24 protein-coding genes are annotated in these 24,947 nt (G+C 58.2%); 17 read left to right on the top strand and 7 right to left on the bottom strand.

The annotated features are described in order from the left end of the window. From RVM24_RS08135 to RVM24_RS08125, 3 genes are all read right to left on the bottom strand, one after another. On the bottom strand, positions 1-264 hold the full coding sequence (locus tag RVM24_RS08135; protein WP_058090360.1) for a DUF4212 domain-containing protein: 264 nt from the start codon (positions 262-264) through the stop codon (positions 1-3). A gap of 210 nt (positions 265-474) precedes the next feature. After that, positions 475-1,182, bottom strand: a complete 708-nt coding sequence (locus tag RVM24_RS08130) for a 3'-5' exonuclease (RefSeq protein WP_106693665.1) — start codon at positions 1,180-1,182, stop codon at positions 475-477. 14 nt (positions 1,183-1,196) lie between these two features. Beyond that, a complete protein-coding gene (locus RVM24_RS08125) occupies positions 1,197-3,113 on the bottom strand; it encodes a putative nucleotidyltransferase substrate binding domain-containing protein (RefSeq protein WP_286921475.1) in 1,917 nt (638 codons plus the stop codon). A 197-nt stretch (positions 3,114-3,310) separates the two neighbouring features. On the opposite strand from RVM24_RS08125, the gene smrA reads away from it, so the two are divergent. The 8 genes from smrA to RVM24_RS08085 all read left to right on the top strand — a co-directional run bounded on the left by smrA (position 3,311) and on the right by RVM24_RS08085 (position 9,904). Then, positions 3,311-3,892: a DNA endonuclease SmrA gene (smrA, locus tag RVM24_RS08120; RefSeq protein WP_286921476.1), complete on the top strand. Its 582-nt coding sequence runs from the start codon at positions 3,311-3,313 to the stop codon at positions 3,890-3,892. Next, on the top strand, positions 3,879-4,142 hold the full coding sequence (locus tag RVM24_RS08115; RefSeq protein ID WP_286921477.1) for a hypothetical protein: 264 nt from the start codon (positions 3,879-3,881) through the stop codon (positions 4,140-4,142). Before smrA ends, RVM24_RS08115 begins: the two co-directional genes overlap by 14 nt. A 39-nt stretch (positions 4,143-4,181) precedes the next feature. Next, complete coding sequence (locus RVM24_RS08110; protein WP_061332650.1) at positions 4,182-4,670, top strand: (2Fe-2S)-binding protein; 489 nt, start codon at positions 4,182-4,184, stop codon at positions 4,668-4,670. Position 4,671: 1 nt separating this feature from the next. After that, a complete protein-coding gene (locus tag RVM24_RS08105) occupies positions 4,672-6,870 on the top strand; it encodes a molybdopterin cofactor-binding domain-containing protein (protein ID WP_431475228.1) in 2,199 nt (732 codons plus the stop codon). An 88-nt stretch (positions 6,871-6,958) separates the two neighbouring features. Further along, positions 6,959-7,585 carry a methylthioribulose 1-phosphate dehydratase gene (locus tag RVM24_RS08100; protein WP_431475227.1) on the top strand — a complete coding sequence of 209 codons (627 nt, stop codon included), beginning with the start codon at positions 6,959-6,961 and terminating at the stop codon, positions 7,583-7,585. Beyond that, complete coding sequence (locus RVM24_RS08095) at positions 7,582-8,142, top strand: 1,2-dihydroxy-3-keto-5-methylthiopentene dioxygenase (RefSeq protein WP_374787563.1); 561 nt, start codon at positions 7,582-7,584, stop codon at positions 8,140-8,142. The genes RVM24_RS08100 and RVM24_RS08095 overlap by 4 nt, the downstream gene beginning before the upstream one ends. Continuing rightward, a complete protein-coding gene (gene mtnC / locus RVM24_RS08090; protein ID WP_106693675.1) occupies positions 8,139-8,831 on the top strand; it encodes an acireductone synthase in 693 nt (230 codons plus the stop codon). Before RVM24_RS08095 ends, mtnC begins: the two co-directional genes overlap by 4 nt. 11 nt (positions 8,832-8,842) lie before the next feature. Continuing rightward, positions 8,843-9,904 carry a DUF3080 domain-containing protein gene (locus RVM24_RS08085; protein WP_138435497.1) on the top strand — a complete coding sequence of 354 codons (1,062 nt, stop codon included), beginning with the start codon at positions 8,843-8,845 and terminating at the stop codon, positions 9,902-9,904. Positions 9,905-9,911: 7 nt separating this feature from the next. On the opposite strand, the gene RVM24_RS08080 is transcribed toward RVM24_RS08085, so the two are convergent. Genes RVM24_RS08080 through arsC form a run of 4 tightly spaced genes read right to left on the bottom strand, consistent with a single transcriptional unit; the run spans position 9,912 to position 13,125 of the window. Continuing rightward, positions 9,912-11,717 carry a GspE/PulE family protein gene (locus tag RVM24_RS08080; RefSeq protein WP_138435498.1) on the bottom strand — a complete coding sequence of 602 codons (1,806 nt, stop codon included), beginning with the start codon at positions 11,715-11,717 and terminating at the stop codon, positions 9,912-9,914. A gap of 28 nt (positions 11,718-11,745) precedes the next feature. Continuing rightward, entirely contained in the window at positions 11,746-12,105 is a 360-nt protein-coding gene (locus RVM24_RS08075; RefSeq protein WP_061332656.1) for a DUF2069 domain-containing protein, read from the bottom strand. A 41-nt stretch (positions 12,106-12,146) separates the two neighbouring features. After that, on the bottom strand, positions 12,147-12,752 hold the full coding sequence (gene wrbA, locus RVM24_RS08070; RefSeq protein WP_230714624.1) for an NAD(P)H:quinone oxidoreductase: 606 nt from the start codon (positions 12,750-12,752) through the stop codon (positions 12,147-12,149). A gap of 19 nt (positions 12,753-12,771) precedes the next feature. Then, entirely contained in the window at positions 12,772-13,125 is a 354-nt protein-coding gene (gene arsC / locus RVM24_RS08065) for an arsenate reductase (glutaredoxin) (RefSeq protein WP_286250432.1), read from the bottom strand. Positions 13,126-13,194: 69 nt separating this feature from the next. Between arsC and RVM24_RS08060 the strand changes: the two genes are divergently transcribed. From RVM24_RS08060 to ispD, 9 genes are all read left to right on the top strand, one after another. Further along, positions 13,195-13,686 carry a TlpA family protein disulfide reductase gene (locus RVM24_RS08060; protein ID WP_374814660.1) on the top strand — a complete coding sequence of 164 codons (492 nt, stop codon included), beginning with the start codon at positions 13,195-13,197 and terminating at the stop codon, positions 13,684-13,686. A gap of 2 nt (positions 13,687-13,688) precedes the next feature. After that, positions 13,689-17,171: a DNA polymerase III subunit alpha gene (gene dnaE / locus RVM24_RS08055; RefSeq protein WP_374814659.1), complete on the top strand. Its 3,483-nt coding sequence runs from the start codon at positions 13,689-13,691 to the stop codon at positions 17,169-17,171. A 102-nt stretch (positions 17,172-17,273) separates the two neighbouring features. Further along, the gene (accA, locus tag RVM24_RS08050; RefSeq protein WP_061332660.1) at positions 17,274-18,227 is read left to right on the top strand and encodes an acetyl-CoA carboxylase carboxyl transferase subunit alpha; all 954 of its coding nucleotides are present in this window, start codon (positions 17,274-17,276) and stop codon (positions 18,225-18,227) included. Then, the gene (gene tilS / locus RVM24_RS08045; RefSeq protein WP_374814657.1) at positions 18,211-19,548 is read left to right on the top strand and encodes a tRNA lysidine(34) synthetase TilS; all 1,338 of its coding nucleotides are present in this window, start codon (positions 18,211-18,213) and stop codon (positions 19,546-19,548) included. The genes accA and tilS overlap by 17 nt, the downstream gene beginning before the upstream one ends. 88 nt (positions 19,549-19,636) lie before the next feature. Then, positions 19,637-21,265 (top strand): CTP synthase, encoded by a 1,629-nt coding sequence (locus RVM24_RS08040; protein ID WP_106693685.1) that lies wholly within the window; start codon positions 19,637-19,639, stop codon positions 21,263-21,265. A 2-nt stretch (positions 21,266-21,267) separates the two neighbouring features. After that, complete coding sequence (kdsA, locus tag RVM24_RS08035; protein ID WP_374814655.1) at positions 21,268-22,113, top strand: 3-deoxy-8-phosphooctulonate synthase; 846 nt, start codon at positions 21,268-21,270, stop codon at positions 22,111-22,113. A gap of 203 nt (positions 22,114-22,316) precedes the next feature. Next, positions 22,317-23,612, top strand: coding sequence for a phosphopyruvate hydratase (gene eno / locus RVM24_RS08030; protein WP_022990066.1), 1,296 nt, complete (start codon positions 22,317-22,319; stop codon positions 23,610-23,612). A gap of 199 nt (positions 23,613-23,811) precedes the next feature. Then, on the top strand, positions 23,812-24,084 hold the full coding sequence (locus RVM24_RS08025; RefSeq protein ID WP_022990067.1) for a septum formation initiator family protein: 273 nt from the start codon (positions 23,812-23,814) through the stop codon (positions 24,082-24,084). A gap of 143 nt (positions 24,085-24,227) precedes the next feature. Beyond that, positions 24,228-24,929 carry a 2-C-methyl-D-erythritol 4-phosphate cytidylyltransferase gene (gene ispD, locus RVM24_RS08020; protein ID WP_431475226.1) on the top strand — a complete coding sequence of 234 codons (702 nt, stop codon included), beginning with the start codon at positions 24,228-24,230 and terminating at the stop codon, positions 24,927-24,929. Positions 24,930-24,947: the final 18 nt, after the last annotated feature.

Here is a 24,947-nt window from a genome sequence, read left to right as displayed (position 1 = left end):
TTACTCCTCATGTACGCCGAATTGCTCGTCGATCTTGTTCATACGCCAGGCGTAGAAGAAGATCAGGGCAATGAAGGTAAGAATGGAGCCTTGCTGGGCGAACCAGAAACCGAGATCGGTGCCACCGACCGGAATGCCCGCCAGCATGGGACGTAACAGAATGGCGAAGCCATAAGACACCAGGGCCCAGATAATCAGGCTCCCGAATATCAGGCGCAAGTTCGCCTTCCAGTAGTTCTCAGCGTCGTAGCTATGACCTGACATACACATCACTCCTGTATTGTTGTTGTGGAGGTTGGGTGGATTACTTGTGGGGTGTTGCGGATAGAGAATTTATTATTCATGTAGTACTTCTCCGACTTGTTGTCTTCTCCGACTTTACTGGTCAATGGAATTATGGATATTGGCAAATGGTCTAACTCTCAGTAACTTGCCTTGTAATTGGTCAAGGACATCAGGCGCTGAAGCAGGTTGTCAGTAGCGGTGCATGTTCTGTAAACGGCGCTGATAATGCAGCTTTTCCGCCAGTTCTTTCAGGTTCTTGACGCCATTTTTTTGCGCCCGGTTCAGGGCCATGAGTGTCAGTTCTGCGGTCACCAGGGCATCGGCAGCGGCGTGATGCCGTTCACTAACTTCGAGTTTGAAGAAGTCGGCCCAGTGGTCGAGGCTGCGCCCCTTGGTTTCTGCTTTTGGGAATATCGCCGGTAGTAGCTCGGCAACGTCCATCCAGACGTGGGGGATGGTGTAGCCAAGCTGGGCTTTCAGGGTTTTTTCCAGGAATTTCTGGTCGAATGCGGAGTGGTAGGCAAGGATTGGGTCGCCGTTCATCCACTCCAGCAGGTAGAGCAGGGCATCTTCGGTTTCGTGGCCCTGGGTCAGGGCCTCCGGCCCGATACCATGGATCAGCACGGTTTCCCGGATATCGAGCTCCGGTCGGCGCAGGATCAGATCAAACTGATCATTCAGGTGAATGACCCCGCCCTCAATAGCCACAGCGCCGATGGCGATGACTTCATCTTTCGAGGCATTCAGTCCGGTGGTCTCAAGGTCCAGTACGATCAGGCGGCACCGGGTTAGCGGCTGGTCGCTCACCGTTTTCGGCGTGGGCAGGTTCTCAGGATCGTGATTGCCAACGGCGCCGCCCCTTCGCTGTGCCAGCCATTGCTTGATGTAGTCGAGCATGGTGTTTCCGGTACCTAGAGTTGGTAAGTGACTTCCAGCTTTTGCTGCAGCCTTTGAGCCTGGCGGAAAGACTCCCGCAGGATGCGTCGGTCGAGCGGGTTCAGGTCGTCCGGATCAATGTAGTTGGTCAGTTCCTCGCCCCTGTCCAGCATCTCCTGGTGGGCACGCATACGGATGGCCTGGATCAGGCTGTACGCCTCTTTCCACGCGTTCGCATCTTTGGCGTCGAAAACCCCCTTTCGGGACAGGGCGTCCATTCGCTCCAACGTATTGGCAGCTTCCACCCCGTGGGCCAGGGCGAATACCCGGACGGATTCGACAAACGGCGCCAGGCCTTGTCGTTTCAGGTCCAGAGAATGCTTTTTCTCGTCATTCAGATAGCGAAAGTTCCTGAACATGGTGAGAGGTGGTTTGCGTTGCAGCGCATTGCCCGCCAGCATCTTCTGGAACAGGGCGTTCTTGCGAATCCTGTCCAGAACTTTCTCCAGCAATCGGTGCAATGGCTCCGTTGGCCCGAATACTGAGCGCATATCGAGGAAGATGGATGAGTACACCAGATTCTGGGGGGTGGAGGCGTCGATAAACCGAACGAACCAGTCATCCCACTCCCGATCACTCAGACACAGTTTCGGGTTGCTTGCCATGATGTTGCCTTTACACAGGGTAAAGCCACACTCGGCCAATTCATCATTCACCTTGCGTGCGAACGGCAGCAGTTTTTCCCTAACCTGGTCCTCGGTCATGCCCTCGGGCGTCTCGAACAGGATGCCGTTGTCCTGGTCGGTCAGCAGTGTTTGCTCCTGCCGGCCTTCGCTGCCAAAGGTCAGCCAGGTGAAAGGGATACCGGGATCGTTTTTCTTCAGGTTCAGTTCCAGTACCCGCCGAACGGTCACATCGTTGAGCGTGGTGATGATCTTGACCACCTGCCCGGAGTCCGCGCCGTGGGCCAGCATGGAATCCACCAGGCGGGAAACGTCGGTGCGCAGGCTCACCAGCGTGCGCAGGTGGGTGGCTGTACCGATGGTCCGGGCCAGGTTCACCAGGTCCACGCGCTGGAGGGAGAACAGGTCCCGCTCGGAGACCACCCCAATCAGATGATTTTCCTCATCGACCACGCACAGATGTGCAAAGTGGTGCTCGGCCATCAACATGGCGGCTTCAAAGGCATCGGCTGTTGAGGGTAAACAGCAGGGATCTGCTGTCATGACCTGCCGGATAGGGGTGTCGAGGGGGCCTCGTTCCTCGGCAATCATGGTGCGCAAATCGCGCAGCGTGAAGATGCCCTTGGGGTGGCGGTTGTCATCCGTAATAATGATGCTGCCGACATTATTCTCATGCATGCGGGCCACCGCCTTGCGCACCGGCAGGTCAGGCGAGCAAACGATGGGATTGCGCAGGGCGTAACGTTCAAGCGGGGTATCCAGGCTATTGCTGGACCCGATCGAGGCCATCGCCTTGGACTGGATGCGCTGGTTGACCTGATCCAGCAGGCTGCTGACACCGCGCAGGCAGAAGTCCCGGAAGGGTTCGCTTTCGGAGAACAGGGTGATGAACGCTTTTTGTTCAATGCTCAGGCAGAAGGTGTCTCCGGAGGCCCGGTGCAGGGTGCGGGTAGGGCGCTCGCCAATCAGGGCCGCGAGGGGGAAGCATTCGCCCTGGCTGATTTCGAAGGTGGTTTCTGCCCGATCCTCTTTTTCGTTGTGGCGTTCGCCCCGAATACGGCCTTGTTTAACGATGTAAAAGCGCCTTACTACGCCGTCATCTGGCGAGAGCACCACGTCTTCATCGGCGTAGAACCTCAGGGTGGCATGTTCAGCAAAATGGGCCAGGTGGGTGTCATCCATGCTGGAAAAAGGTGCATGTTCCCGCAGAAATGTCATGATGGCTCGGGTGTTCTGGGGGCGGGATGTGTCCTGGTTCGCTGCTGCCATATCGCAATCCGTCGTGGGTCGGAGTTGGTCGGCCTTCGCCGCTGTTCCGTAGTTATTGTTGTCCGCTTGCAGTGTAGTTCAGCGGAGCCATGTTATGCCCTACGATTTTGGTCGAAACGTGTCTCATGGCTTTTCTTTATGGTAGCCCGGCACGGTGGTAGAGTTCTGACATTCGTCAATCCAGAAATAGATAGCTCATGACCAGTAAAGATGAACGCCTGGCGTTTCTTGAAGAGATGAAGGATGTCCGGCGTATTCGGAAACCCAATCGGGCCGAAGTGTCGACCCCCAGGGAGCTGACGCCCGGGCATCTGGAACGGCAGAAAGCGGCCGTTGAAAAGCCGGTTCGTGACCTGAACCCGCTGACTTCTGACATGGTTGAGCCGCTGACGGCCCATGACGTCCTTAGCTGGATGCGGCCCGGTATTCAGCATGGTGTGTTCCGCAAGCTCCGGCTGGGGCAGTACCCGATCGAGGCCAGGCTGGATCTGCACCGGATGACCGTTGAGGAAGCCCGCCGGGAGGTATTTGCGTTTATCAACGATTGTGTGCGCTACGGCTTGCGTTCAGTCATCATTTTGCACGGTAAGGGTGAGCGCAACCCCGATGGCATTGCCCAGTTGAAAAGCTACCTGGCGAAGTGGCTTCCGGAACTGGACAGCGTACTGGCCTTTCACTCGGCCCAGAAACACCATGGTGGAACCGGCGCGGTCTATGTCATGGTTCGCAAGAGCGACCGGGACAAACAGAATAATCGGGAGTTACATGGCAGCCGTTGATCAAAGAATCACGGTACTGCATTTCAAACAGCGGATGAGGTTACTGATGATGAAAAAGGGTTCTCTGATGGTGATTGTTCTGGCCGGCCTGTTCACTCTGGCGGGTTGCAAAGACCGGGTGATCTGGGACGACAACGGCAAGGTGGAGAGTGCCACCAAAGATCGTGAAGTCTGGGATTCCAATGGCAAAATGAATACCGGTGACCGCAAGATCTGGGTAGACCAGGATGGCAAAGAAGTGATCAAGTGAACGAATTCGTCTTCCAGCAAATAATAAAAGGAAAGGCCCATGGCATTCAGCCTGACGATTAACGGCCAAAGGCACACAGTTGATGTTGATTCCGATACGCCTCTGTTGTGGGTGATTCGGGATGAAGTTGGGCTCAAGGGCACCAAGTTTGGTTGCGGTGCCGGCTTGTGCGGCGCTTGCACGGTTCATGTTAACGGTCAGCCAGCGCGCTCCTGTTCAACACCGGTGGCGTCGGTAGACGGCGCTTCCGTGACCACTATCGAAGGTTTGTCCGAAGATGGCCAGTTGCACCCGTTGCAACAGGCCTGGATTGATCAGGGCGTTCCCCAGTGCGGATACTGTCAGTCGGGCCAGATCATGACCGCAGCGCACCTTCTGAACAACAATCCGTCGCCATCTCGTCAGGACATTGTGACCGCCATGACCGGAAACCTGTGCCGGTGCGGTACCTATTCCCGTATTGTCGCCGCCGTCGAGGCGGTTGCCGGTTCGGTTGGCCATTACCAGCCCGCCGGGGAGGACGCCTGACATGACCATGAATCGTCGTGATTTTCTGAAAGTCAGCACGGGTGCTTCAGGCAGCTTGATACTGGCGGTATCTATCCCGGGGTGCGCCTCTGTCCAGACCGGGTACCAGCCCGAGACCGGAGAGTGGAAGCCGGATATCTGGCTGGAATTGACCCGTGATGATGAAATCATCTTTACCCTGGCCCGGGTTGAGATGGGGCAGGGCACCTACACCGGTTTGACCACCCTGGTGGCTGAAGAACTGGATGTGGAGCCGAGCAGGATTAAAGTCAGGTTTGCCCCGGTGGCGCCGGAATACCGAAACCCCCTGTTTGGTTTGCAGCTGACCGGCGGCAGTACCAGCCTGGCCACAAGCTGGGAGCCGCTGAGGGTTGCCGGCGCGCAGGCCCGGCAGATGTTGGTGATGGCGGCTGCCCGGGTGTGGGAAGTAGACGCGGACCAGTGCACTACCCAGGATGGCCGGGTGGTGCATCCTAACGGACTTGATTCGTTACGTTACGGCCAATTGGTGGAGCTGGCGGACCGGGAAGTTATCCGGGGCAAGGTGCCCCTCAAACCCCGCGCCGAATGGAAATACATCGGCCGCAAAGGCGGCAAGCTGGATGCCCGTGCCAAGGCAACGGGTACCGCCGTCTACGGGATGGACGTTGAGCTTCCGGGCATGGTCTATGCGGTGATGACCCGAAGCCCCCGTTACGGCGGCAAGGCCAGCAGCTTCAACCGCGATGACGTCATCGGTATGCCAGGTGTAACCGATGCATTTATCACGGAACGCGGCGTTGCCCTGGTTGCCCAGCGCTACTGGCAGGCACGAAAGGCCCAGCAGAAATTGCGAGTAGAGTGGGATTTCTCCGACGCGTTGGACACCAATACGGAAGCTGTTTTTGAAAGTTACCGACAGGCAGCCAGCAAAGACCCCGGGGTCAAAGAACGCAGTGAGGGAAATGTAGAAAAGGCAGCCGAGCGTGCAAAACAGGTGGTAGAGGCCGAGTATGAGCAGCCCTACCTGGCTCATGCCACCATGGAGCCGATGAACGCCACGGCCTGGTATCGCGACGGTGGAATGGATGTCTGGGCACCCACCCAGGCGCCAGACCTGGGTCGCATTGCCGCAGCTCGTCATACCGATCTGTCACCGGGCAAGATAAACATCCACACCACATTTCTTGGCGGCGGGTTTGGCCGTCGCCTCACCCAGGACTATATCGAAGAAGCTGCCGCTGTGGCCTATCAACTGAAGGTTCCCGTCAAGCTGATCTGGTCCCGGGAAGAAGACACTCGCCACGGCTTCCTGCGCCCTGCCATGTTGCATCGTATGAAAGGCAGCCTGAACGACGGCGAACTGACCGGCTGGCACCATCAGATCGTCGGCCCGCAGGTTCTGGACTGGTACGTGCGCAATGCCGCACCCGCACAGTATCCCTGGGCGCCCAAGTTCCTCTACGACACCCTGGGGCGGGTAGGGCTGATGGCTGAGGGCATTGCCACACCGAAAGATATTTCGGCCATTGAAGGGGCCATTGAATACCCCTACCAGGTGCAGAACGTCAGCGTTCGTCATACCCACACCGATCCCGGTGTGCCCATCACCTGGTGGCGTTCGGTGGGTTATTCCCACAACGGGTTTGCGGTGGAAACCTTTATGGATGAGCTGGCCCACGAATCCGGTGAAGATCCGCTGCAATTCCGACTGAAAATGCTGGATGCCGAGCCGCGCCATCGCGAGGTGCTAGAGCGCGCAGCCCGGCTGGCGGATTGGGGCCAGCCAGCGCCGGAAGGTCGTGCCCGGGGGCTCGCCTTGTTCAAGAGCTTTGGTACCTATGTGGCCCAAGTGGTTGAAGCCGGAATCGAGAACGGTGAAATACGGGTGTACAAGGTGATCTGCAGCGTGGATTGCGGCCAGGTGGTTAATCCCAGGATTGTTGAAGACCAGATCGAGGGTGGCATCCTGTTTGGCCTGACCGCCGCGCTCTACGGCGAGATCAACTTCGACAACGGCGAGATCCGGCAGAGCAATTTCCACGACTACCGCCTGATGCAGATGCACCAGACGCCCGAAGTGGTGGTGGATATTGTTGACAGTGAGGCAGACCCGACCGGTGTGGGTGAGCCGGGCGTGCCCCCGGTGATTCCCGCCCTGGGCAATGCCCTGTTTGCGCTGACCGGAAAGCGCCAGCGCCGCCTGCCGTTGACGGCTTGAGCCAAAGCGGTTTTCGGGGAGCGATGGCCGTCCTATAATGGCGGCCATCGCTTGCCCGGCAGGGCACGTTTCAACCGGGAGATTGCGTGTGTTTGATGTAACCCGATACACCACAGCGGCTCAGTCCATCGTGGATGCAGGTCAGTTCCTTTACGGCCGTGGCTGGTCGCCTGCCACCAGCAGCAATTATTCTGCGCGGATCGACAGTGATCATGTGGCCATTACGGTGTCTGGCCGCCATAAGGGGCAGCTGACCGCCGCAGACGTCATGGTGGTTGATCTTGACGGCCGGCCAGTCCAAAGCCAGTGCAAATCCTCCGCAGAAACCCTGTTGCATACCGTGCTTTACCGGGTGTTCCCGGAGGTTGGTGCCGTCTTGCACACCCATTCCGTAAAAGCCACAGTATTGAGTCGGCTGATTGCTGCGGGTCAGGCGCTGGAGCTGGAAGGCTACGAATTGCAGAAGGCGTTTTCCGGTGTTGAGACCCATGAGGGTGCACTGAGCATTCCGGTTTTCGACAACACTCAGGATATTCCGGCGTTGGCCGAGGACACCCGGGCCTGGTTTCTGGCCCATCCTGAACAACCCGGTTACCTGATTCGCGGCCACGGCCTGTATACCTGGGGCAAGACCATGGCGGATTGCCTGCGCCATGTCGAAGCCTTCGAATTTCTCTTTGAATGTGAACTTGAAACCATGAGGGTCCGCCCATGACTACCCTGAGCATATTTCACCAGAGCCAGCCGGACGAGGCCCACACCGTGATGACCGACCCGGGGGCTATCGGTGATGCGCTCGCCCGCCACGGAGTGCGTTTCGAACAGTGGCCAACCCGTGATCTGCCGGCGGATGCCAGCCAGGAGCAGATTCTGGAAGCCTACAGTGAAGAGGTTGCGCGCCTGAAGCAGGAATGCGGTTTCCAGACGGCCGATGTGGTCAGCCTGAACCCGGACAACCCGCAAAAGGAAGCCTTCCGCCAGAAGTTTCTGGACGAGCATACCCACAGCGAGGATGAAGTGCGGTTTTTCGTGCGGGGCCAGGGCCTGTTCTATCTGCACTTTGGCGACCAGGTGTATGCCCTGCTGTGCCAGCAGAACGATTTGATCAGTGTACCGGATGGCACACGCCACTGGTTTGATATGGGGCCAGAGCCGCAATTCACCTGCATTCGCCTGTTCACCAACCCGGAAGGCTGGGTTGCGAGCTTTACCGGCGAGGATATCGCCAGTCGACTGCCCCGTTACGAAGGGCTTGCGGGAGTGGCAGGATGATTCGGGTAGTTCTGACCGATATAGAGGGCACGACCAGCTCGATCTCATTCGTGCACGATGTGCTGTTTCCCTACGCCAGTAAACACTTGCCGGAATTTATCCGCACGAACCATCACACCACGCCGGCTGTGGCTGAACAGCTGGCTCTGGTCGCAGAAAAAAGTGGTGTCGACAGTAAAGATGTGGAGGGCCTGATTGATGTCCTCCAGGCCTGGATATCCGAGGATCGCAAAGAAGGGCCGCTCAAAGCACTGCAGGGCATGGTCTGGGAGCAGGGATATCACAGCGGAGAGCTGAAGGGCGATATCTATCCGGATGCGGCGGATTATCTTCAGCGCTGGCATGATCGGGGCCTAAGGCTGTTCGTATATTCCTCTGGTTCCGTGAAGGCACAGAAACTGATTTTTGGTTTCAGTAACGAAGGCGACTTTACGCCGTTTTTCTCCGGATACTTCGATACCGGTGTGGGCGGCAAAAAAGAAGCACAGTCTTACCGCAATATTCTTGCCGAGCTGGGTGTAGAGCCGGCGACCGTTCTGTTCCTGTCGGACGTGGAAGCCGAGCTCTCGGCGGCTGAGGAAGCTGGGCTTAAAACCGTCTGGCTGGTGCGTGATGGGGAGCTTCCTGACACTGGTCGGCCTGTTGCCCGTGATTTTGCGGAGGTAGACGCGCTACTGCGTAAACGTTAGGAGGTGGTCGAATGCCCGGTAGTTCATGTCTGAAATGGCTTATTCCGGGTGTTTGTGCCTTGTTTCTGGCCGGCTGCAATCCGTTCTCCGAAGCCGAGCCGATGATGGAAGAGTACCTGGAGCGCCTTGCCCGGGTGCTGGATACGCCATCGGTATCGGTTCCCTCTGATCTTCCCCCTGCCTCCACCGTACCCCGTCGCCGCGAACGTGTACTTGATATGCCTGAGCTGGATCTGGGCATGCTGGACTTTCTGTCGCTGTACGGGTGTGAACTTCAGTATGTGGTTGGCGAGCGAAACTCGGTGATGGGCCGGGTGATGCAGCCTCTTAACCGGCTGCGTTATGAAGTCCGGTTTATCCGAGCCGCGGAAGATTGCATGGCCGAGATCGACGACGAGCGCCTGGAGAAAACCCTCCAGGATGCGGTCGAGAGCAAGCGGGCATCATTGCCGGTGGCCATATGGAATGCGACCTGGGGAACGGAAGAGATTGAGCGCTTGTTGACTCTGTCCAAAGGGTTTTATCCGGTGGCCGCGGAGGGAAACCCGGTGTCTGATCTGGTGCGGGACCTGGGCCAGTTGAACCGGGCCGTATCCGATTTGTCGGTCCAGCAGCTCGATGTTCCCCTCGATGCACTTGGCGGAGTGCACCAACGCTGGCAATCGGAGTTTCGCGCCGGGCAGGTGATCAACAGCGCCCGGCTGTTGATTGCAACCCTCAATGCAGGAACAGAGACCCTGAAAGCGCGCCTTGATGAGCGTCCATTATGTCTGAATGGCCGGCCGAATAATCAATCAGAAATCGTCCGAAATTTCTTCTTCAATGTGTACATTGGTGAAATCCAGCCCTACATGAGCGATGTCAGCCGGGCCCGGGATTCGCTGATCGGGGCTCTGGCGGAGCTGGCGGACCAGCAAACTGCCGTTATGCCGGCGAGCTTTCAGGACTGGTACCAGCGTCATTTGTCAGCCGATGCTGAAGTCAGCCTCTGGCGGGAGCTGGACCAGGCCATGATGCAGCACACCCGGCACTGGCAGGAACTGTTGGAGCAGTGCGGTCTGCGCCCGGGTTGATGCGGGTTCAGCGCTGGCTTTCCGGGGTCACCCGCAGGATTTCTTCCACCGTGGTCTGGCCGGCGGCCACTTTCTGTGCGCCACTGAGGCGCAGGGATTTCATGCCTTCTTTGTAGGCGTCCAGCCTTAACTGCTCGAGTTCGCAGTGATCATTGATCTGGCGGGTCAGGTGGTCGGAGAGCGTCATGATTTCATAGACCCCGGCGCGGCCCATATAGCCGGTATTGCGGCATTCGAGGCAGCCCACCGGATGATAGAACTGACGGGGAACCGGCGCTTTCCAGGGGCGGGTCAGTGTTTGCCAGGCCTGCTCGTCGGCCTCACCCGGAGCCTTGCAGTGGGGGCACAGGGTACGGGCCAGGCGCTGGGCCATCACCCCAAGCACCGTGGCCCGGATCAGGTAGGGCGGGATGCCCAGTTCCATCAGTCGGGTAATGGCGCTCGGGGCGTCGTTGGTGTGCAGGGTGGAGAGCACCAGGTGGCCGGTCAGCGCTGCCTGTACCGCCATCTCGGCGGTTTCCAGGTCGCGGATTTCACCAATCATGATGATGTCCGGGTCTTGCCGTAACAGGGCCCGAACGCCGTGGGCGAACGTCAGGTCGATATTGGTCTGCACCTGCATCTGGTTGAACGCTGGCTCCACCATCTCAATGGGGTCTTCAATGGTACAGATGTTCAGTTCCGGCGACGCCAGCTGTTTGAGGGTGGAGTACAGGGTGGTGGTCTTGCCGGAACCGGTAGGGCCGGTCACCAGTACAATGCCATGGGGGCGGGCGGTCATGGCCTGCCAGCGCTCCCGGTCTTCTTTACTGAAGCCCAGCTGCTCGAAGGACTTCAGCAGCACCTCCGGATCAAAAATCCGCATCACCATCTTCTCGCCAAAGGCGGTGGGCATGGTGGCCAGGCGCAACTCCACCTCGCTGTTATCCGGTTTTCGGGTTTTGATCCGGCCGTCCTGGGGCCGGCGTTTCTCGGCCACATTCAGGCGCCCCAGAATTTTCAGACGGCTGGTGACAGCCACCCCGACATGTTCCGGAAACTCATAGACGTTATGCAACACGCCATCAATACGAAAACGCACCTGGGTGACCGCCCGGCGTGGTTCGATGTGAATGTCTGAAGCGCGCTGGTCAAAGGCATACTGCAACAACCAGTCGACAATCTTGACCACGTGCTGGTCATTGGCATCCGGGTTTTCGTTGGTACCTATGTCCAGCAGTTGTTCGAAATTCTGATTGCTGGCGGCACCCGGGGCCTGGCTGCCGCTGGCCTTGCTCACGGAATTGGCGAGCTGGTAGAACTCCACCGTGTAGCGCCGGATGTCTTCCGGGTTGGCAACGACACGGCGAATGTCCTTGCGAATGGCCTGTCGAAGGTTGCTTTCCCATTCGGTCTTGAATGGTTCTGTGCTGGCAATCAGCACTTCATCCTGGCGTATCTCTACCGCCAGAATGCCGTGGCGCTGGGCAAAGGCGTAGGACATCACCCGGGCGATGGCCGGCGTGTCGATCTTGAGCGGGTCTATGTGGTAGTAATCCTGGCCCGCCCATCGGGCCAGCCAGCTGGTCAGCCGATCAAGATCCAGGGTTCGGCCATCCCTGAGGCTGGTAATGCCGGCAATGGCAACCAGTTCCAGGGGGTGCCGCGGAGAAGTTCGTCCGTCCTGAGTAGCGGCCCCCAGGTTGGCCGTGAGCACCTTCTCAGCATCCTGCTGGCTGATTTCGCCACTTTCCACCAGGGCAGAGCAGATGTCTCGCAGGGTGAGGGTGTGCCGATGTGGTGGTGCTGGCATGGGGGGCGTTTGATCAGCCATCGTTGTGCTCTCCGGGTGTTATGGGCACTCAGTTGGCAACCGGCCGGTTTACTTTCAGGTGAACCATGGCGACGGTGAACAGTAGGAATGTAAGCACTGTGAGAATCATCGGGCCTGGGGCGCCTTCGCTCAGCCAGGCGGAGACCACGGCCTGGGTGAAGTAAAAAATCACCACGAAGGCCATCCAGATGTACCCGCGATTGTGCCCCCGGAATACCGGTACTGCAAACGCCAGCAGGGGTAACAGTTTCACCGTCAACATCAGGGGAATGGACACGCCTTCCACTGGCGCTGGATAGAATGTTGTCAACAGCAGTGTGGCCAATACCGCAAGGTACAGCGCAATGGTTATGCGGGCCGTGGTTTTTGCTTTTTCATTTTTGAGCATAAAAGGTTCCGGGTGGTTGAAAGTTTGGATGCTGGCGGTGATCAACCGGCAAGTTTGAGCGCCAGCCGGGCAAGGCGCTCACCAAAGGCCTGGCACAGGGCCTTTTCATGGTCACTCAGCGCCTGCTGTGCACCGGTACCTGCCCAGTGGGTGGGGCCGTAAGGCGTGCCGCCGGTCGAGGTCTCATTCAGGGCACTCTCGGAGTAAGGCAGCCCGCACAGTACCATGCCGTGGTGCAGCAATGGCATCATCATGGTCAGCAGCGTGGTTTCCTGGCCGCCATGCAGGCTGCCGGTAGAGGTGAAGGCGCCAGCAGGTTTACCAACCAGCTTGCCGTTAAGCCACAAATCGCCGGTACCATCGAGAAAGTGTTTGAGCGGGGCCGCCATATTGCCAAACCGGGTAGGGCTGCCCAGGGCCAGCCCGGCGCAGTTTGCGAGATCTTCACGGGTGGCATAAGGGGCGCCGCTGTCCGGCACCGGGGGCATGCTGGCGCTGGTGTCTGGTGACACTGGTGGAACCGTGCGGATTTTCGCCTCAATGCCATCCGCTCGGGCGACGCCGCGGCCAATCTGGTTGGCCATCTCGGCGGTCTGGCCGTTGCGGCTATAGTAAAGCACAAGAACGTACGGTGTAGCGTTGCTCATGTCTGCTCCAGGGGATGGCTCAAAGAATATCCAGTACGTTCTCTGGCGGACGCCCGAGGGCTGCCTTTCCATTGGCCAGAACGATAGGGCGTTCGATCAGTTTCGGGGTATTTACCATGGCCTTGACCAGCTCTTCTCTGGTCAGTTCCGGGGCGTTCAGGCCAAGTTCTATGTACTCGGATTCCTTGGTACGCATCAGCTGGCGGGGTTCACAACCCAGAAGATCAAGAATGTGTAACAGTTCCTGCTCTGTCGGTGGTGTCTCGAGGTAGCGTATAATCTCCGGCTCGACACCCTTTTGCTGAAGCAGCTCAAGGGTCTGGCGTGATTTTGAACACCGTGGGTTATGGAAAATGCGGGTTGGTTCTGTCATGGTCATGCCCGGTTAACAGTGATGAGTACGGTCTTTAATGAGGGCCGTAGTCTAACAGGAGGATTTACCTTGCAGTACCCTCGGTACCCGTCCGTCCCCCGCCCCAAGGTTTCTGAATGGCCCAGGCTCGTGCTGCTGATTCCAGCCGCTATTATGGTGCTGGCCCTGGCGGGTTGCGAGAGAACGGAGTTGCAACGTGCCGATGGTGTGGCGGTGGACTGGGACAGTTACCGTGGCCAGTGGGTGCTGGTGAACTACTGGGCCGAATGGTGCAAGCCCTGCCTGGAGGAGATTCCTGAATTGAATCACCTCGACAAGTCACCGGGAATTTCGGTGCTGGGCGTCAATTTTGACGGTGTTGAAGGCGCGGCACTTGTGGACCTGGGCCAGAAAATGGGTATCGAATTCACCATGCTTGGCCAGGATCCGGGCCCCGATTTTGGCTGGAAAACGCCGATGGCATTGCCCGCCACCTTTGTGGTGGACCCGGCGGGCAAACTGATAGAAACACGCTTTGGTCCCCAAACCGAAGAAGATCTGATGCAACTGATCGGTAGCTGACCATGGCACAGACGTTCGTACATCTTCGCGTACACTCTGAATACTCTATGGTGGATGGCCTGGTACGGGTCAAACCACTGATCAGCCGTGTGGCCGAGTTGGGCATGCCGGCGGTGGGTCTCACCGAACAATCCAATATGTGCTCTCTGGTGCGCTTCTACAAGGCGGCTATGGGTGCTGGTGTGAAGCCGATTATCGGTGCCGATCTCTGGCTGGAAAACCCGGACGAGCCGGAAAACCCATTCCGGCTCACCTTGCTGGCGCGGGATGAGAAAGGCTATCTGCACCTTACCGAAATCATTTCCCTTGGCTACACCGAGGGTCAGCGCTATGGCAAGCCGATTATCCGGAAGGCCTGGCTGGAAGCCCGCGCGGCGGGACTGATTGCGCTTTCCGGCGCCAAAATGGGCGATGTGGGCAAGGCCCTGCTGGCGGGCAAGCCGGAACTCGCCCGGGAACGGGCCCAGTACTGGAAGAATCTGTATCCGGGCAGCTACTACCTGGAACTGCAGCGTACCGAGCGGGCAGGTGATGAGGATTGTCTGCACCTGAGCGTTGAGTTGGCGGCCGAATTGGGTCTGCCAGTGGTGGCAACCAACGATGTGCACTTCCTGACGGCGGACGATTTCGAAGCCCACGAGGCCCGGGTCTGTATCGGTGAGAGCCGCACACTGGATGATCCCCGTCGGGACCGGCGATTCAGCGACCAGCAGTATCTTCGCAGCGCCGAAGAGATGATCGAACTGTTTTCGGACATCCCCGAGGCCGTTGAAAACACGGTCGAGATTGCCCGCCGCTGTTCGGTTAAGGTCCGGATGGGCGAATACTTCCTGCCGAACTACCCGATTCCCGATGGCATGACCATGGACGAGTACTTCCGGCATGTGTCCGAAGAAGGTCTGGAGATGCGCCTGGAAACCATCCTGAGCAAGGATGATCCGGAGTATGACCAGAAGCGGGAAGAATATTACAAGCGACTGAAGTTCGAGCTGGACATCATTATTCAGATGGGCTTCCCCGGCTACTTCCTGATCGTTATGGACTTTATCAAATGGGCCAAGAACAACGGCGTACCGGTAGGGCCCGGCCGGGGTTCCGGTGCCGGTTCCCTGGTGGCCTACGCGCTGCTGATTACCGACCTGGACCCACTGGAGTACGACCTGCTGTTCGAGCGGTTCCTGAACCCGGAACGGGTGTCCATGCCCGACTTTGACGTCGATTTCTGCATGGAAGGCCGGGACCGGGTGATTGAATACACGGCTGAGAAATACGGCCGGGAAGCGGTTTCACAGATCATTACCTTCGGTACCATGGCGGCCAAGGCGGTGGTGCGGGATGTGGCGCGGGTACAGGGTAAGTCCTACGGTCTGGCCGACAAGCTGTCCAAGCTGATTCCATTTGAAGTGGGCATGACCCTCAACAAGGCCATCGAGCAGGAGCCACAGCTCAAGGAGTTCCTGGAGCAGGACGAAGAAGCCCAGGAAATCTGGGAGATGGCCCTCAAGCTTGAAGGTGTGTGCCGTAACGCTGGCAAGCACGCCGGTGGCGTGGTGATTGCGCCTACCAAAATTACCGATTTCTCGCCGCTCTACTGCGACGACGAAGGCGGCAGCCTGGTCACCCAGTTTGACAAAGGCGATGTGGAAGACGCGGGCCTGGTGAAGTTCGACTTCCTGGGGCTGCGCACCCTGACCATCATCAAGTGGGCCTTGCACATGATTAACCCGCGCCGGCAGGCTCAGGGTCAATCAGAACTGGACATTGCCACCATCCCGCTGGACGACAAGCGCTCCTTCGAGTTGCTCAAAAAGGCGGAAACCACCGCCGTTTTCCAGCTCGAATCCCGCGGCATGAAAGACCTGATCCGGCGCCTGCAGCCGGACTCCCTGGAAGACATGATCGCCCTGGTGGCCCTGTTCCGTCCCGGGCCGCTGCAGTCGGGCATGGTAGACGACTTTATCGACCGTAAGCATGGTCGGCAGCCGTTGTCGTACCCGCATCCGGATTACCAGTATGAAGGCCTGAAGCCGGTATTGGAGCCCACTTACGGGGTTATCCTCTACCAGGAGCAGGTCATGCAGATTGCCCAGGTGATGGCGGGCTACACCCTCGGCAACGCCGACATGCTGCGCCGGGCCATGGGTAAGAAAAAGCCGGAAGAGATGGCCAAGCAGAAGGCATTCTTCCTGGAGGGTTGTGCCAATAATGGCATCGATGAAACCCTTGCGGAGAACATCTTCGATCTGGTGGAGAAGTTCGCCGGCTACGGTTTCAACAAATCCCACTCCGCCGCCTATGCTCTGGTGTCGTATCAGACCTTGTGGCTCAAGGCCCACTATCCGGCCGAATTCATGGCCGCGGTACTCACCGCCGATATGCAGAACACCGATAAGGTGGTCACGCTGGTGGAAGAGTGCCGGAACATGAAGCTGGACCTGCTGGTGCCGGACGTCAGCCGTTCCGCGTACACCTTTACCGTCAATGACGACGGGCAGATTGTTTATGGTCTAGGCGCCATCAAAGGGTTGGGCGAGGGCCCGATTGATAGCATCGTGGAGGCCGCCAAAGACGGCCCATTCCAGGATATTTTCGATTTCTGCCGCCGGATTGATCTGAAGAAGGTCAACAAGCGCGCCATGGAGGCGCTGATCCGGGCCGGGGCCATGGACAAACTGGGTGCCGGGCGGGCGCAGCTGATGGCCAGTATCGACAAGGCCGTGCAGCAGGCAGACCAGCAATCCCGAAACGATGCCGCCGGCATGATGGATATGTTTGGCGAAATGCTGGAGAGCAGCGGTGAGGGTGAAGACCCCTACGCCGATGTGGCCCACGTGCGGGAATGGCCTGAAAAAGAACGCCTAAAGGGCGAGAAGGATACCCTGGGTATCTATCTTACGGGTCATCCGTTTGATGAATACGAGCGGGAAGTCCGGCGTTTTGTCCGTAACTCCATCGCGGATCTGAAGCCCAACAAGTCACCCCAGCGGGTGGCTGGCCTGGTGGTTGCCCAGCGCACCATGAAAACCCGCACCGGGTCCACCATGTGCTTTATTACCCTGGATGACCGTAGCGCTCGCATCGAAGCTACCCTGTTCTCCGAGGCGTTTTTCGAGAACCGGGAACTGCTGCAATCAGATCAGGTGATCGTTGTGGAGGGGCAGGTCAGCCACGATGACTACTCCGGGCAAATGAAAATGCGCGTCAGCTCAGTGATGGACGTGGCTACCGCCCGGCAGCAGTTCAGCCGTGGCATCAGGTTGGCCCTGCATGCGGAACAGCTGCAGAACGGGCTGCTGGACAAACTGGACGATACCCTGCGCCCGTTCCGCAACGAAGGCAGCCCGGTGTGGATCGAATACAGCAGTGCCGAGGCCAGCACCCGGATTGAGCTGGGTGAGTCCTGGCGGGTGCAGCCGGATGACAACCTGTTGTTCGAGCTCAGGCACCTGGTAGGCGAGAAGTCCGTGGAACTGGTCTATGATTAATACCAATGTCCGCTTTAGCTGTGCCGGTTGCACTGCTATCTTTGTCCCAAATTCTGGTTTTGGTGGGGTGAAACCTGCCTGGCAATCAAATGATGGAACATCATGAACCCTAATTACCTTGATTTCGAACAGCCGATCGCCGACCTGGAAGCCAAGATTGAAGAGCTTCGCATGGTGGGCAACGACACCGACATCAATATCACCGATGAAATCAGTCGATTGAAGAAGAAGAGTGTCAGTCTGACAGAAAGCATATTTTCTGATTTGCAGTCCTGGGATGTCGCCCGTTTGGCCCGGCACCCGCGCCGGCCCTACACCCAGGATTACATTGATCTGATTTTCGAAGATTTCGACGAGCTGCACGGCGATCGCCGCTACGCCGACGATTTATCCATTGTTGGTGGTACCGCCCGGCTGGACAACAAGCCGGTGATGGTGATCGGCCATCAGAAAGGCCGCGAAGTGCGTGACAAGGTCAAGCGCAACTTCGGCATGCCTCGCCCGGAAGGTTACCGCAAGGCCCTGCGCCTGATGGAAATGGCCGAGCGTTTCAAGATGCCAATCCTCACCTTCATTGACACGCCGGGTGCCTACCCTGGTATCGGCGCCGAAGAGCGTGGCCAGAGTGAGGCCATTGCCTTCAACCTGGCGGTCATGTCCCGGTTGAAAACGCCGATTATCTCTACAGTGATCGGTGAGGGCGGTTCCGGTGGTGCCCTGGCCATTGGTGTGTGTGATCAGCTGAATATGCTGCAGTACTCCACCTATGCCGTTATTTCGCCGGAAGGCTGTGCTTCCATTCTCTGGAAAAGCGCCGAGTACGCGGCTCAGGCCGCTGAAGCCATGGGTGTTACCGCCCAGCGCCTGAAAGAACTGGGTGTTGCCGACAATGTGATTGAAGAGCCCCTGGGCGGTGCTCACCGCAACCCGGAGAAAATGGCGGAAACCCTGAAGGCCAGGCTGGCCAAGGGGGTCGCGGAACTGAGCCGGTTGCCGTTGGACGAGCTGGTGTCCCGCCGGTACGAGCGCCTTACCAAATATGAAAGCGGGCGGTAACACCGCCCGGGAATCTGGCTGGCCCGACGACTTGCGCGGGCCTGTCAGCTCACTCCCTGACAGCTCCCGTATCCTGGTCGCCCTCAGTGGTGGCCTGGATTCCACCTTGTTGTTGTATGTGGCGGCAGCCTGTCACCGCAATGTCTGTGCTCTGCACATTAATCACCAACTCCAGCCCAATCACTCGCAGACTGAGCAGTTCTGCAGGTCGCTCTGTGAGCGGTTGGCGGTTCCCCTCCTGGTTGAGCGTGTGGACGTTGCAGTGGGCGAGTCCGGCTCCGGTGGTCTTGAGGAGGCGGCCAGGCTGGCCCGATATGATGTGTTCCGGCGGGTACTGGGGGCTGGCGACCTGTTGTTGATGGCCCACCACGCAGACGATCAGGTCGAAACGGTGCTGTTTCGTTTGCTCCGGGGAACCGGTGTAACGGGTCTGGCGGGCATGCCTGAAAGCCGCCGTCTTGGCCAGGGAGCCCTGTTTCGACCCTGGCTGGCGGTAAGCCGTGACCGGCTGGAGCAGGTTGCCCGGGATGTCGGTCTCTCCTGGGTGGAAGATCCCAGCAATACCAGCCTGGCATTTGATCGCAATTACCTGCGCCACGCTGTGCTGCCGGGGCTCAAGGAACGCTGGCCTGGCCTGCTGAAACGGGTGGAGCACAGTGCCAGGGCCTGCGCCGAAAGCGATACGCTCAGTCATCGGCTGGCGGAACTGCAGTGGCAGATGTGTTCTGATTCAGGTCAGCTCCGGCTGGCGTCGATTCAGGCCCTGAGCCCGTTGGAGCAGAGAAATCTGGTTCGATGGTGGATTCACCGGCAGGGTTTGAAAATGCCTGCCCTGGCAGATTGGGATCAGTCGCTGGCGGAGTTGGTTCAGGCCGGCGAAGACCGGACGCCGGAGATTCGTGGTGATGGTTTCAGTTTGCGGCGATATCGGGGCTACCTGTACCTGGTGCCAAACGTGGAAGTGCCGGCGCACTCCGCTGGCCTTGAGCCCGGCCGCACGCTGCAATGGGGCCCCTGGACACTACGGCTCACGCCAACAGCCACTACACCGGAAGCAGCGCCCCCGCCAATACGGGTATCTACGAGGCAGGGCGGCGAAAGGCTTCGCTTTGAGGAGGGCGGGCACTCTCGATCGTTGAAAACCTGGTTGCAGGAACAAGGAGTGCCGCCCTGGGAGAGGGCTTTACTGCCGCTGGTTTACCACGAAACACCCGGTGCCAGTGAGCTGATTGCCGTTGGCGATTTGTGGTGTTCTGAACAATACTCGGGAAGCGCCCCTGCCGCCGGCTGGCGGCTGATTGTGGAGAGGGATTGTGATTGAGTACAGGGGGGCTTTCTGGTAGTCTGGCGACCCATCTTGAGATGAACAATCTCCCTCCTTCACCGAACCAGATAATCACGGAATCTGCATGACGCGTTATATTTTCGTCACCGGCGGTGTCGTGTCCTCCTTAGGCAAAGGTATTGCGTCTGCCTCACTGGCAGCCATCCTCGAGGCACGCGGCCTGAAGGTCACTATTCTCAAGCTGGACCCGTACATCAACGTGGACCCCGGCACCATGAGCCCGTTCCAGCACGGTGAGGTTTTTGTCACCGAAGACGGCGCGGAAACCGACCTCGACCTGGGCCACTACGAGCGCTTTATTCGTACCCCCATGAGCAAGCGCAATAACTTCACCACCGGCCGGGTGTACGAAGAAGTTATCCGTAAAGAGCGTCGCGGTGATTATCTTGGCGGTACCGTGCAGGTGATCCCGCACATTACCGACGAAATCAAACGCCGTGTGGTGGAAGGCGCAGCCGGCTCCGACGTGGCCCTGATTGAAGTGGGCGGCACGGTCGGGGATATCGAATCCCTGCCGTTCCTGGAGGCCTGTCGTCAGCTGAAGGTGGAAGTAGGTTCGCAGCGCGCGCTGTTCATGCACCTCACTTTGGTACCTTACATCGCGACCGCCGGCGAGATCAAAACCAAGCCGACCCAGCATTCCGTAAAAGAAATGCGCTCCATCGGCCTGCAGCCGGATATCCTGCTGTGCCGCTCCGAGCACGAAGTGGATGCCAGCTCCCGTCGCAAGATTGCCTTGTTCACCAACGTGGAAGAGCGGGCGGTTATCCCGATGCAGGACGCCAAGTCCATCTATGCCATTCCGCGCATGCTGCACGAATACGGCCTGGACCAGCTGGTCATCGAGCGCTTCGGCCTGGATGCCCGTGAAGCAGATCTGGGCGAGTGGGATGCCGTTGTGGAATCGTTGATGAATCCGCAGCAGGAAGTCACCATTGCCATGGTCGGCAAGTACATGGAGCTGCTGGATGCGTACAAGTCGCTGATTGAATCCCTGCTGCACGCCGGCATCAAGACCCGCACCAAGGTCAATATCAACTACATTGACTCCGAAGACATCGAGCGTGATGGCACCCGTGTGCTGGAATCCGCCGATGCCATCCTGGTGCCGGGCGGCTTTGGCGAACGGGGCGTGGAAGGCAAGATCCGCACTGTTCAGTACGCCCGTGAAAACAAGGTTCCGTATCTGGGCATCTGCCTGGGTATGCAAGTGGCGGTTATCGAATACGCCCGCAACGTGGCCGGCCTGAAAGACGCCCACAGTACCGAATTCCGCGAGCACACCCCGGAGCCGGTGGTTGGGCTGATCACCGAATGGCTGGATGCCAGTGGTGCTACCGAAGCGCGCACCGAGGCTTCTGATCTGGGCGGTACCATGCGCCTGGGTGCGCAGGATTGCATACTGACAGACGGCTCCACGATCGCTGCCTGCTATGGCAAGAAAACCATTCGCGAGCGCCATCGCCACCGCTATGAAGTCAACAACCACTTCCTGCCCAGCCTTGAGGAAGCCGGCCTGAAAATCTCTGGTCGTTCCGCAGATGGCAAACTGGTTGAAGTCGTTGAGGCGCCGGAACATCCGTGGTTCGTGGCATGCCAGTTCCACCCGGAATTCACCTCAACACCGCGCGATGGCCACCCGCTGTTCAAGGGCTTTGTTGAGGCGGCACTGGCCAACCGGAAAGGATCCTGAGCATGGCGCAGAGCAAGGTAAACGTCTCGGGCATTGAGGTTGCCAACGACAACCCGTTCGTATTGTTCGGTGGTATGAACGTACTTGAGTCCCGTGAACTTGCCTTTGAGGTTGCTGAAAAGTACGTGGATGTCTGCGGTCGTCTTGGCATCCCGTATGTTTTTAAAGCGTCCTTCGACAAGGCCAACCGCTCGTCCATCAACTCCTTCCGGGGCCCTGGCCTCGAGAAGGGGTTGCAGATCCTGGCGGACATCAAAAGCAAGTTTGGTGTGCCGATCATTTCTGACGTGCACGAGCCGGAGCAGGCAGCGCCTGCGGCGGAAGTCTGTGACATCATCCAGTTGCCGGCATTCCTGAGCCGCCAGACCGATCTGGTGGTGGCCATGGCTAAAACTGGCGCGGTCATCAACATCAAGAAAGCCCAGTTCCTGGCGCCCCAGGAAATGAAGCACATCATCACCAAGTGTGAAGAAGCCGGCAACGACAAGGTTATCCTGTGCGAGCGCGGCAGCAGCTTCGGTTATAACAACCTCGTGGTGGACATGCTGGGCTTTGGCATCATGAAATCGATGAATGTGCCGGTGATGTTCGATGTGACCCATTCGTTGCAAATGCCCGGTGGACGAGCAGACTCAGCTGGTGGCCGGCGTGCGCAGGTTACCGACCTGGCGCTGGCGGGTATGTCTCAAGGCCTGGCAGGCTTGTTCCTGGAGGCCCATCCGGACCCGGGCAAGGCCATGTGCGACGGCCCGTGCGCTTTGCGCCTGAGCCAGCTGGAGCCGTTCCTGCAGCGGGTGAAAGCTGTAGACGACCTGGTAAAAAGTTTTAAACCTATCGACACCGCCTGATTGGCGGTGTTCGTTTTTGTTTGCTTGGGGGGAACCGAGCGGGCGGGGATGGCTTTATGAAACACGCTCCTTGCGGCACGTCCATGTGACGCTTGGGCTCCGCCATCCATGGCTCCGCACAGTTTCATAAAGCCATCCCCGCCCGCTCTCGATCTAACTAATTTATAACCTTTAAGATATTGAACAAACGGAGATTCACTGGAATGACCAAGATTGCCAACATCAAAGCCCGTGAGGTTCTGGATTCCCGCGGCAACCCTACCGTTGAAGCCGATGTTATTCTGGAAGACGGCACCATCGGCACCGCTTGTGCGCCTTCTGGTGCATCCACCGGTTCCCGCGAGGCGTTGGAGCTGCGTGATGGTGATGCTTCTCGTTATCTGGGTAAGGGCGTCCTGAAAGCGGTTGATGCGGTAAACAGCAAGATTCGTGATGCATTGGTCGGTAAAGATTCTGCGGATCAGCGTGGTCTGGACCAGATTATGCTGGATCTGGACGGCACCGAGAACAAGGCCAACCTGGGCGCCAACGCCATTCTGGCAGTCTCCCTTGCAGCGGCCAAGGCGGCTGCTGTTTCTCTGAAGAAGCCGCTGTATGCGCACATTGCTGATATCAACGGCACTCCCGGCGAATTCTCCATGCCGGTACCGATGATGAACATCCTGAACGGTGGTGAGCACGCGGATAACAACGTGGACATCCAGGAGTTCATGGTTCAGCCGGTTGCTGTGAAGAGCTTTGCAGAGGCTCTGCGTGTAGGCGCCGAGATCTTCCACAGTTTGAAGAAAGTGTTGAAGTCTCAGGGCCTGAACACAGCGGTGGGCGACGAGGGTGGTTTTGCGCCGAACCTGCCGTCCAATGAAGCGGCCCTGGCTGCGATCAAGCAAGCTGTTGAAGACGCTGGCTATGAACTGGGCAAAGACGTAACCCTGGCGCTGGATTGTGCCTCTTCCGAGTTCTACAAAGACGGTCAGTATCAGCTGTCTGGTGAAGGCAAGAGCTTTGATTCCGAAGGCTTCGCCGATTACCTGGCTGGCCTGTGTGAGCGTTATCCGATTGTGTCCATCGAGGATGGCATGGACGAAAGCGATTGGGATGGCTGGAAGATCCTGACTGACAAGCTGGGCAGCAAGGTGCAGCTGGTTGGTGATGATCTGTTTGTCACCAACACCAAGATCCTGAAGCAGGGCATCGAGAAGGGCGTTGGTAACTCCATCCTGATCAAGTTCAACCAGATCGGTAGCCTGTCTGAAACTCTGGATGCCATCAAGATGGCTCAGGACGCCGGTTACACGGCGGTGATTTCTCACCGTTCCGGTGAAACGGAAGACACCACCATTGCTGACCTGGCGGTTGCGACCTGCGCCGGCCAGATCAAGACCGGTTCTCTGTGCCGCTCAGACCGGGTTGCCAAGTACAACCAGCTGCTGCGTATTGAAGAGGCGCTGGAAGGTAAGGCACCTTACCGTGGCCTGAGCGAGATCAAGGGTCAGGGTTAATACCCGCGACATTTTTGAGTCTGCCAGCGCGCGCTGGTAAGTAACAAAATGTTAGGGCCATCGCGTTCCGGATGAAAATTCGGACACGATGGCCTTTTTGTACAGTGACTTACAAGAATTTGTTGCTAATCTACTATAAGGTCTATACTTGACCTTCGACTCTTTCGATAAATCTGGTTATTTTCTGAGCTGATTTGGCATGAAAACGCTTTGGGCCATTCTGGTAGTGCTGATTCTCCTGCTGCAGGTTCGCCTGTGGGTCGGGGAGGGTAGCTTTGCGCAGGTTTGGTCGTTGGAGAAGGCGATTGCTGAGCAGCGGGCGGAGAATGCCGGGTTGGCGGGGCGTAATGACCGGCTTTATGCGGAGGTGCGGAACCTTCGCAACGAGCAGGGGGCCGTGGAGGAACGTGCCCGTATGAATCTCGGGCTAATTCGCGAAGACGAGACATTCTTTCTGGTCGTCGAGAATTAGTTCTGGAGTTAGAAGCGCCGGGGGTGTCCTTTCCGGGAAACGCTACAAGCACATCCATGTGCGCTTGACTGTGGCCATCCCTGGCCACAGACATTCCCGGAAAGGACACCCCCGTCACTTCTCCAAACATTGTGCGTGCGATCATGAATAAACCATCTCTTTGGCTTGTTGTTCCTGCCGCCGGCATCGGCCAGCGCATGAAAGCTGAATGTCCCAAGCAGTACCTCAAGATCAATAACCGCTTTATCCTAGATATTACCCTCTCCCGTTTACTGGACAACGCGCCGTTCAAGGGCTGTATGGTGCCGTTGAGTCCGGCGGATCACTGGTGGTTGGATAGTGAGTCGTCTCAGGATGATCGAATCCAGACCTGTACCGGAGGCAAGGAGCGGGCGGATTCGGTGCTTTCGGCGTTGCATGCGCTGGCGGAGCAGGCGGATGAGTCGGATTGGGTGCTGGTGCACGATGCGGCGCGGCCTTGTTTGCATGCCGATGATCTTTCCAATCTGATTGATACCCTTTCTGAGCACCCGGTTGGCGGACTGCTGGCGGCGCCGGTGGCGGATACTTTGAAGCTGGCGGATGACGGCATTCCGCCAGAGGTGGCGCAGACGGTGGATCGGAGTCGGTTGTGGCGGGCGTTGACGCCGCAGATGTTTCGGTTTGGTGCGCTCAGGGCCGCTCTTGAATCCTGTCTGGAAAGTGGTCACGGGGTTACCGATGAGTCCTCTGCGATGGAGTTTTCCGGTAAGATGCCTGTTCTGGTGGAAGGGCGGCCGGATAATCTGAAGGTTACGGTGCCGTCGGACCTTGCGCTGGCCGAGTTTATTCTGGGTCGGCTGTAGGGTTTTCCCGCCTCTTGT

The sequence above is a fragment of the Marinobacter sp. KM021 genome, assembly GCF_050707965.1.
Lineage (GTDB): Bacteria > Pseudomonadota > Gammaproteobacteria > Pseudomonadales > Oleiphilaceae > Marinobacter > Marinobacter shengliensis.
The sequence above is the reverse complement of the archived record's forward strand: the minus strand, read 5'-3'. Positions and strand labels throughout refer to the sequence as shown.

What these genes read in the sequence shown, in the direction of transcription:
- RVM24_RS08135 (WP_058090360.1), bottom strand. Translation starts at nt 264, where the DNA reads ATGTCAGGTCATAGCTACGACGCTGAGAACTACTGGAAGGCGAACTTG.
- RVM24_RS08130 (WP_106693665.1), bottom strand. Translation starts at nt 1,182, where the DNA reads ATGCTCGACTACATCAAGCAATGGCTGGCACAGCGAAGGGGCGGCGCC.
- RVM24_RS08125 (WP_286921475.1), bottom strand. Translation starts at nt 3,113, where the DNA reads ATGGCAGCAGCGAACCAGGACACATCCCGCCCCCAGAACACCCGAGCC.
- smrA (WP_286921476.1), top strand. Translation starts at nt 3,311, where the DNA reads ATGACCAGTAAAGATGAACGCCTGGCGTTTCTTGAAGAGATGAAGGAT.
- RVM24_RS08115 (WP_286921477.1), top strand. Translation starts at nt 3,879, where the DNA reads ATGGCAGCCGTTGATCAAAGAATCACGGTACTGCATTTCAAACAGCGG.
- RVM24_RS08110 (WP_061332650.1), top strand. Translation starts at nt 4,182, where the DNA reads ATGGCATTCAGCCTGACGATTAACGGCCAAAGGCACACAGTTGATGTT.
- RVM24_RS08105 (WP_431475228.1), top strand. Translation starts at nt 4,672, where the DNA reads ATGACCATGAATCGTCGTGATTTTCTGAAAGTCAGCACGGGTGCTTCA.
- RVM24_RS08095 (WP_374787563.1), top strand. Translation starts at nt 7,582, where the DNA reads ATGACTACCCTGAGCATATTTCACCAGAGCCAGCCGGACGAGGCCCAC.
- mtnC (WP_106693675.1), top strand. Translation starts at nt 8,139, where the DNA reads ATGATTCGGGTAGTTCTGACCGATATAGAGGGCACGACCAGCTCGATC.
- RVM24_RS08085 (WP_138435497.1), top strand. Translation starts at nt 8,843, where the DNA reads ATGCCCGGTAGTTCATGTCTGAAATGGCTTATTCCGGGTGTTTGTGCC.
- RVM24_RS08080 (WP_138435498.1), bottom strand. Translation starts at nt 11,717, where the DNA reads ATGGCTGATCAAACGCCCCCCATGCCAGCACCACCACATCGGCACACC.
- RVM24_RS08075 (WP_061332656.1), bottom strand. Translation starts at nt 12,105, where the DNA reads ATGCTCAAAAATGAAAAAGCAAAAACCACGGCCCGCATAACCATTGCG.
- wrbA (WP_230714624.1), bottom strand. Translation starts at nt 12,752, where the DNA reads ATGAGCAACGCTACACCGTACGTTCTTGTGCTTTACTATAGCCGCAAC.
- arsC (WP_286250432.1), bottom strand. Translation starts at nt 13,125, where the DNA reads ATGACAGAACCAACCCGCATTTTCCATAACCCACGGTGTTCAAAATCA.
- dnaE (WP_374814659.1), top strand. Translation starts at nt 13,689, where the DNA reads ATGGCACAGACGTTCGTACATCTTCGCGTACACTCTGAATACTCTATG.
- accA (WP_061332660.1), top strand. Translation starts at nt 17,274, where the DNA reads ATGAACCCTAATTACCTTGATTTCGAACAGCCGATCGCCGACCTGGAA.
- tilS (WP_374814657.1), top strand. Translation starts at nt 18,211, where the DNA reads ATGAAAGCGGGCGGTAACACCGCCCGGGAATCTGGCTGGCCCGACGAC.
- RVM24_RS08040 (WP_106693685.1), top strand. Translation starts at nt 19,637, where the DNA reads ATGACGCGTTATATTTTCGTCACCGGCGGTGTCGTGTCCTCCTTAGGC.
- kdsA (WP_374814655.1), top strand. Translation starts at nt 21,268, where the DNA reads ATGGCGCAGAGCAAGGTAAACGTCTCGGGCATTGAGGTTGCCAACGAC.
- eno (WP_022990066.1), top strand. Translation starts at nt 22,317, where the DNA reads ATGACCAAGATTGCCAACATCAAAGCCCGTGAGGTTCTGGATTCCCGC.
- RVM24_RS08025 (WP_022990067.1), top strand. Translation starts at nt 23,812, where the DNA reads ATGAAAACGCTTTGGGCCATTCTGGTAGTGCTGATTCTCCTGCTGCAG.
- ispD (WP_431475226.1), top strand. Translation starts at nt 24,228, where the DNA reads ATGAATAAACCATCTCTTTGGCTTGTTGTTCCTGCCGCCGGCATCGGC.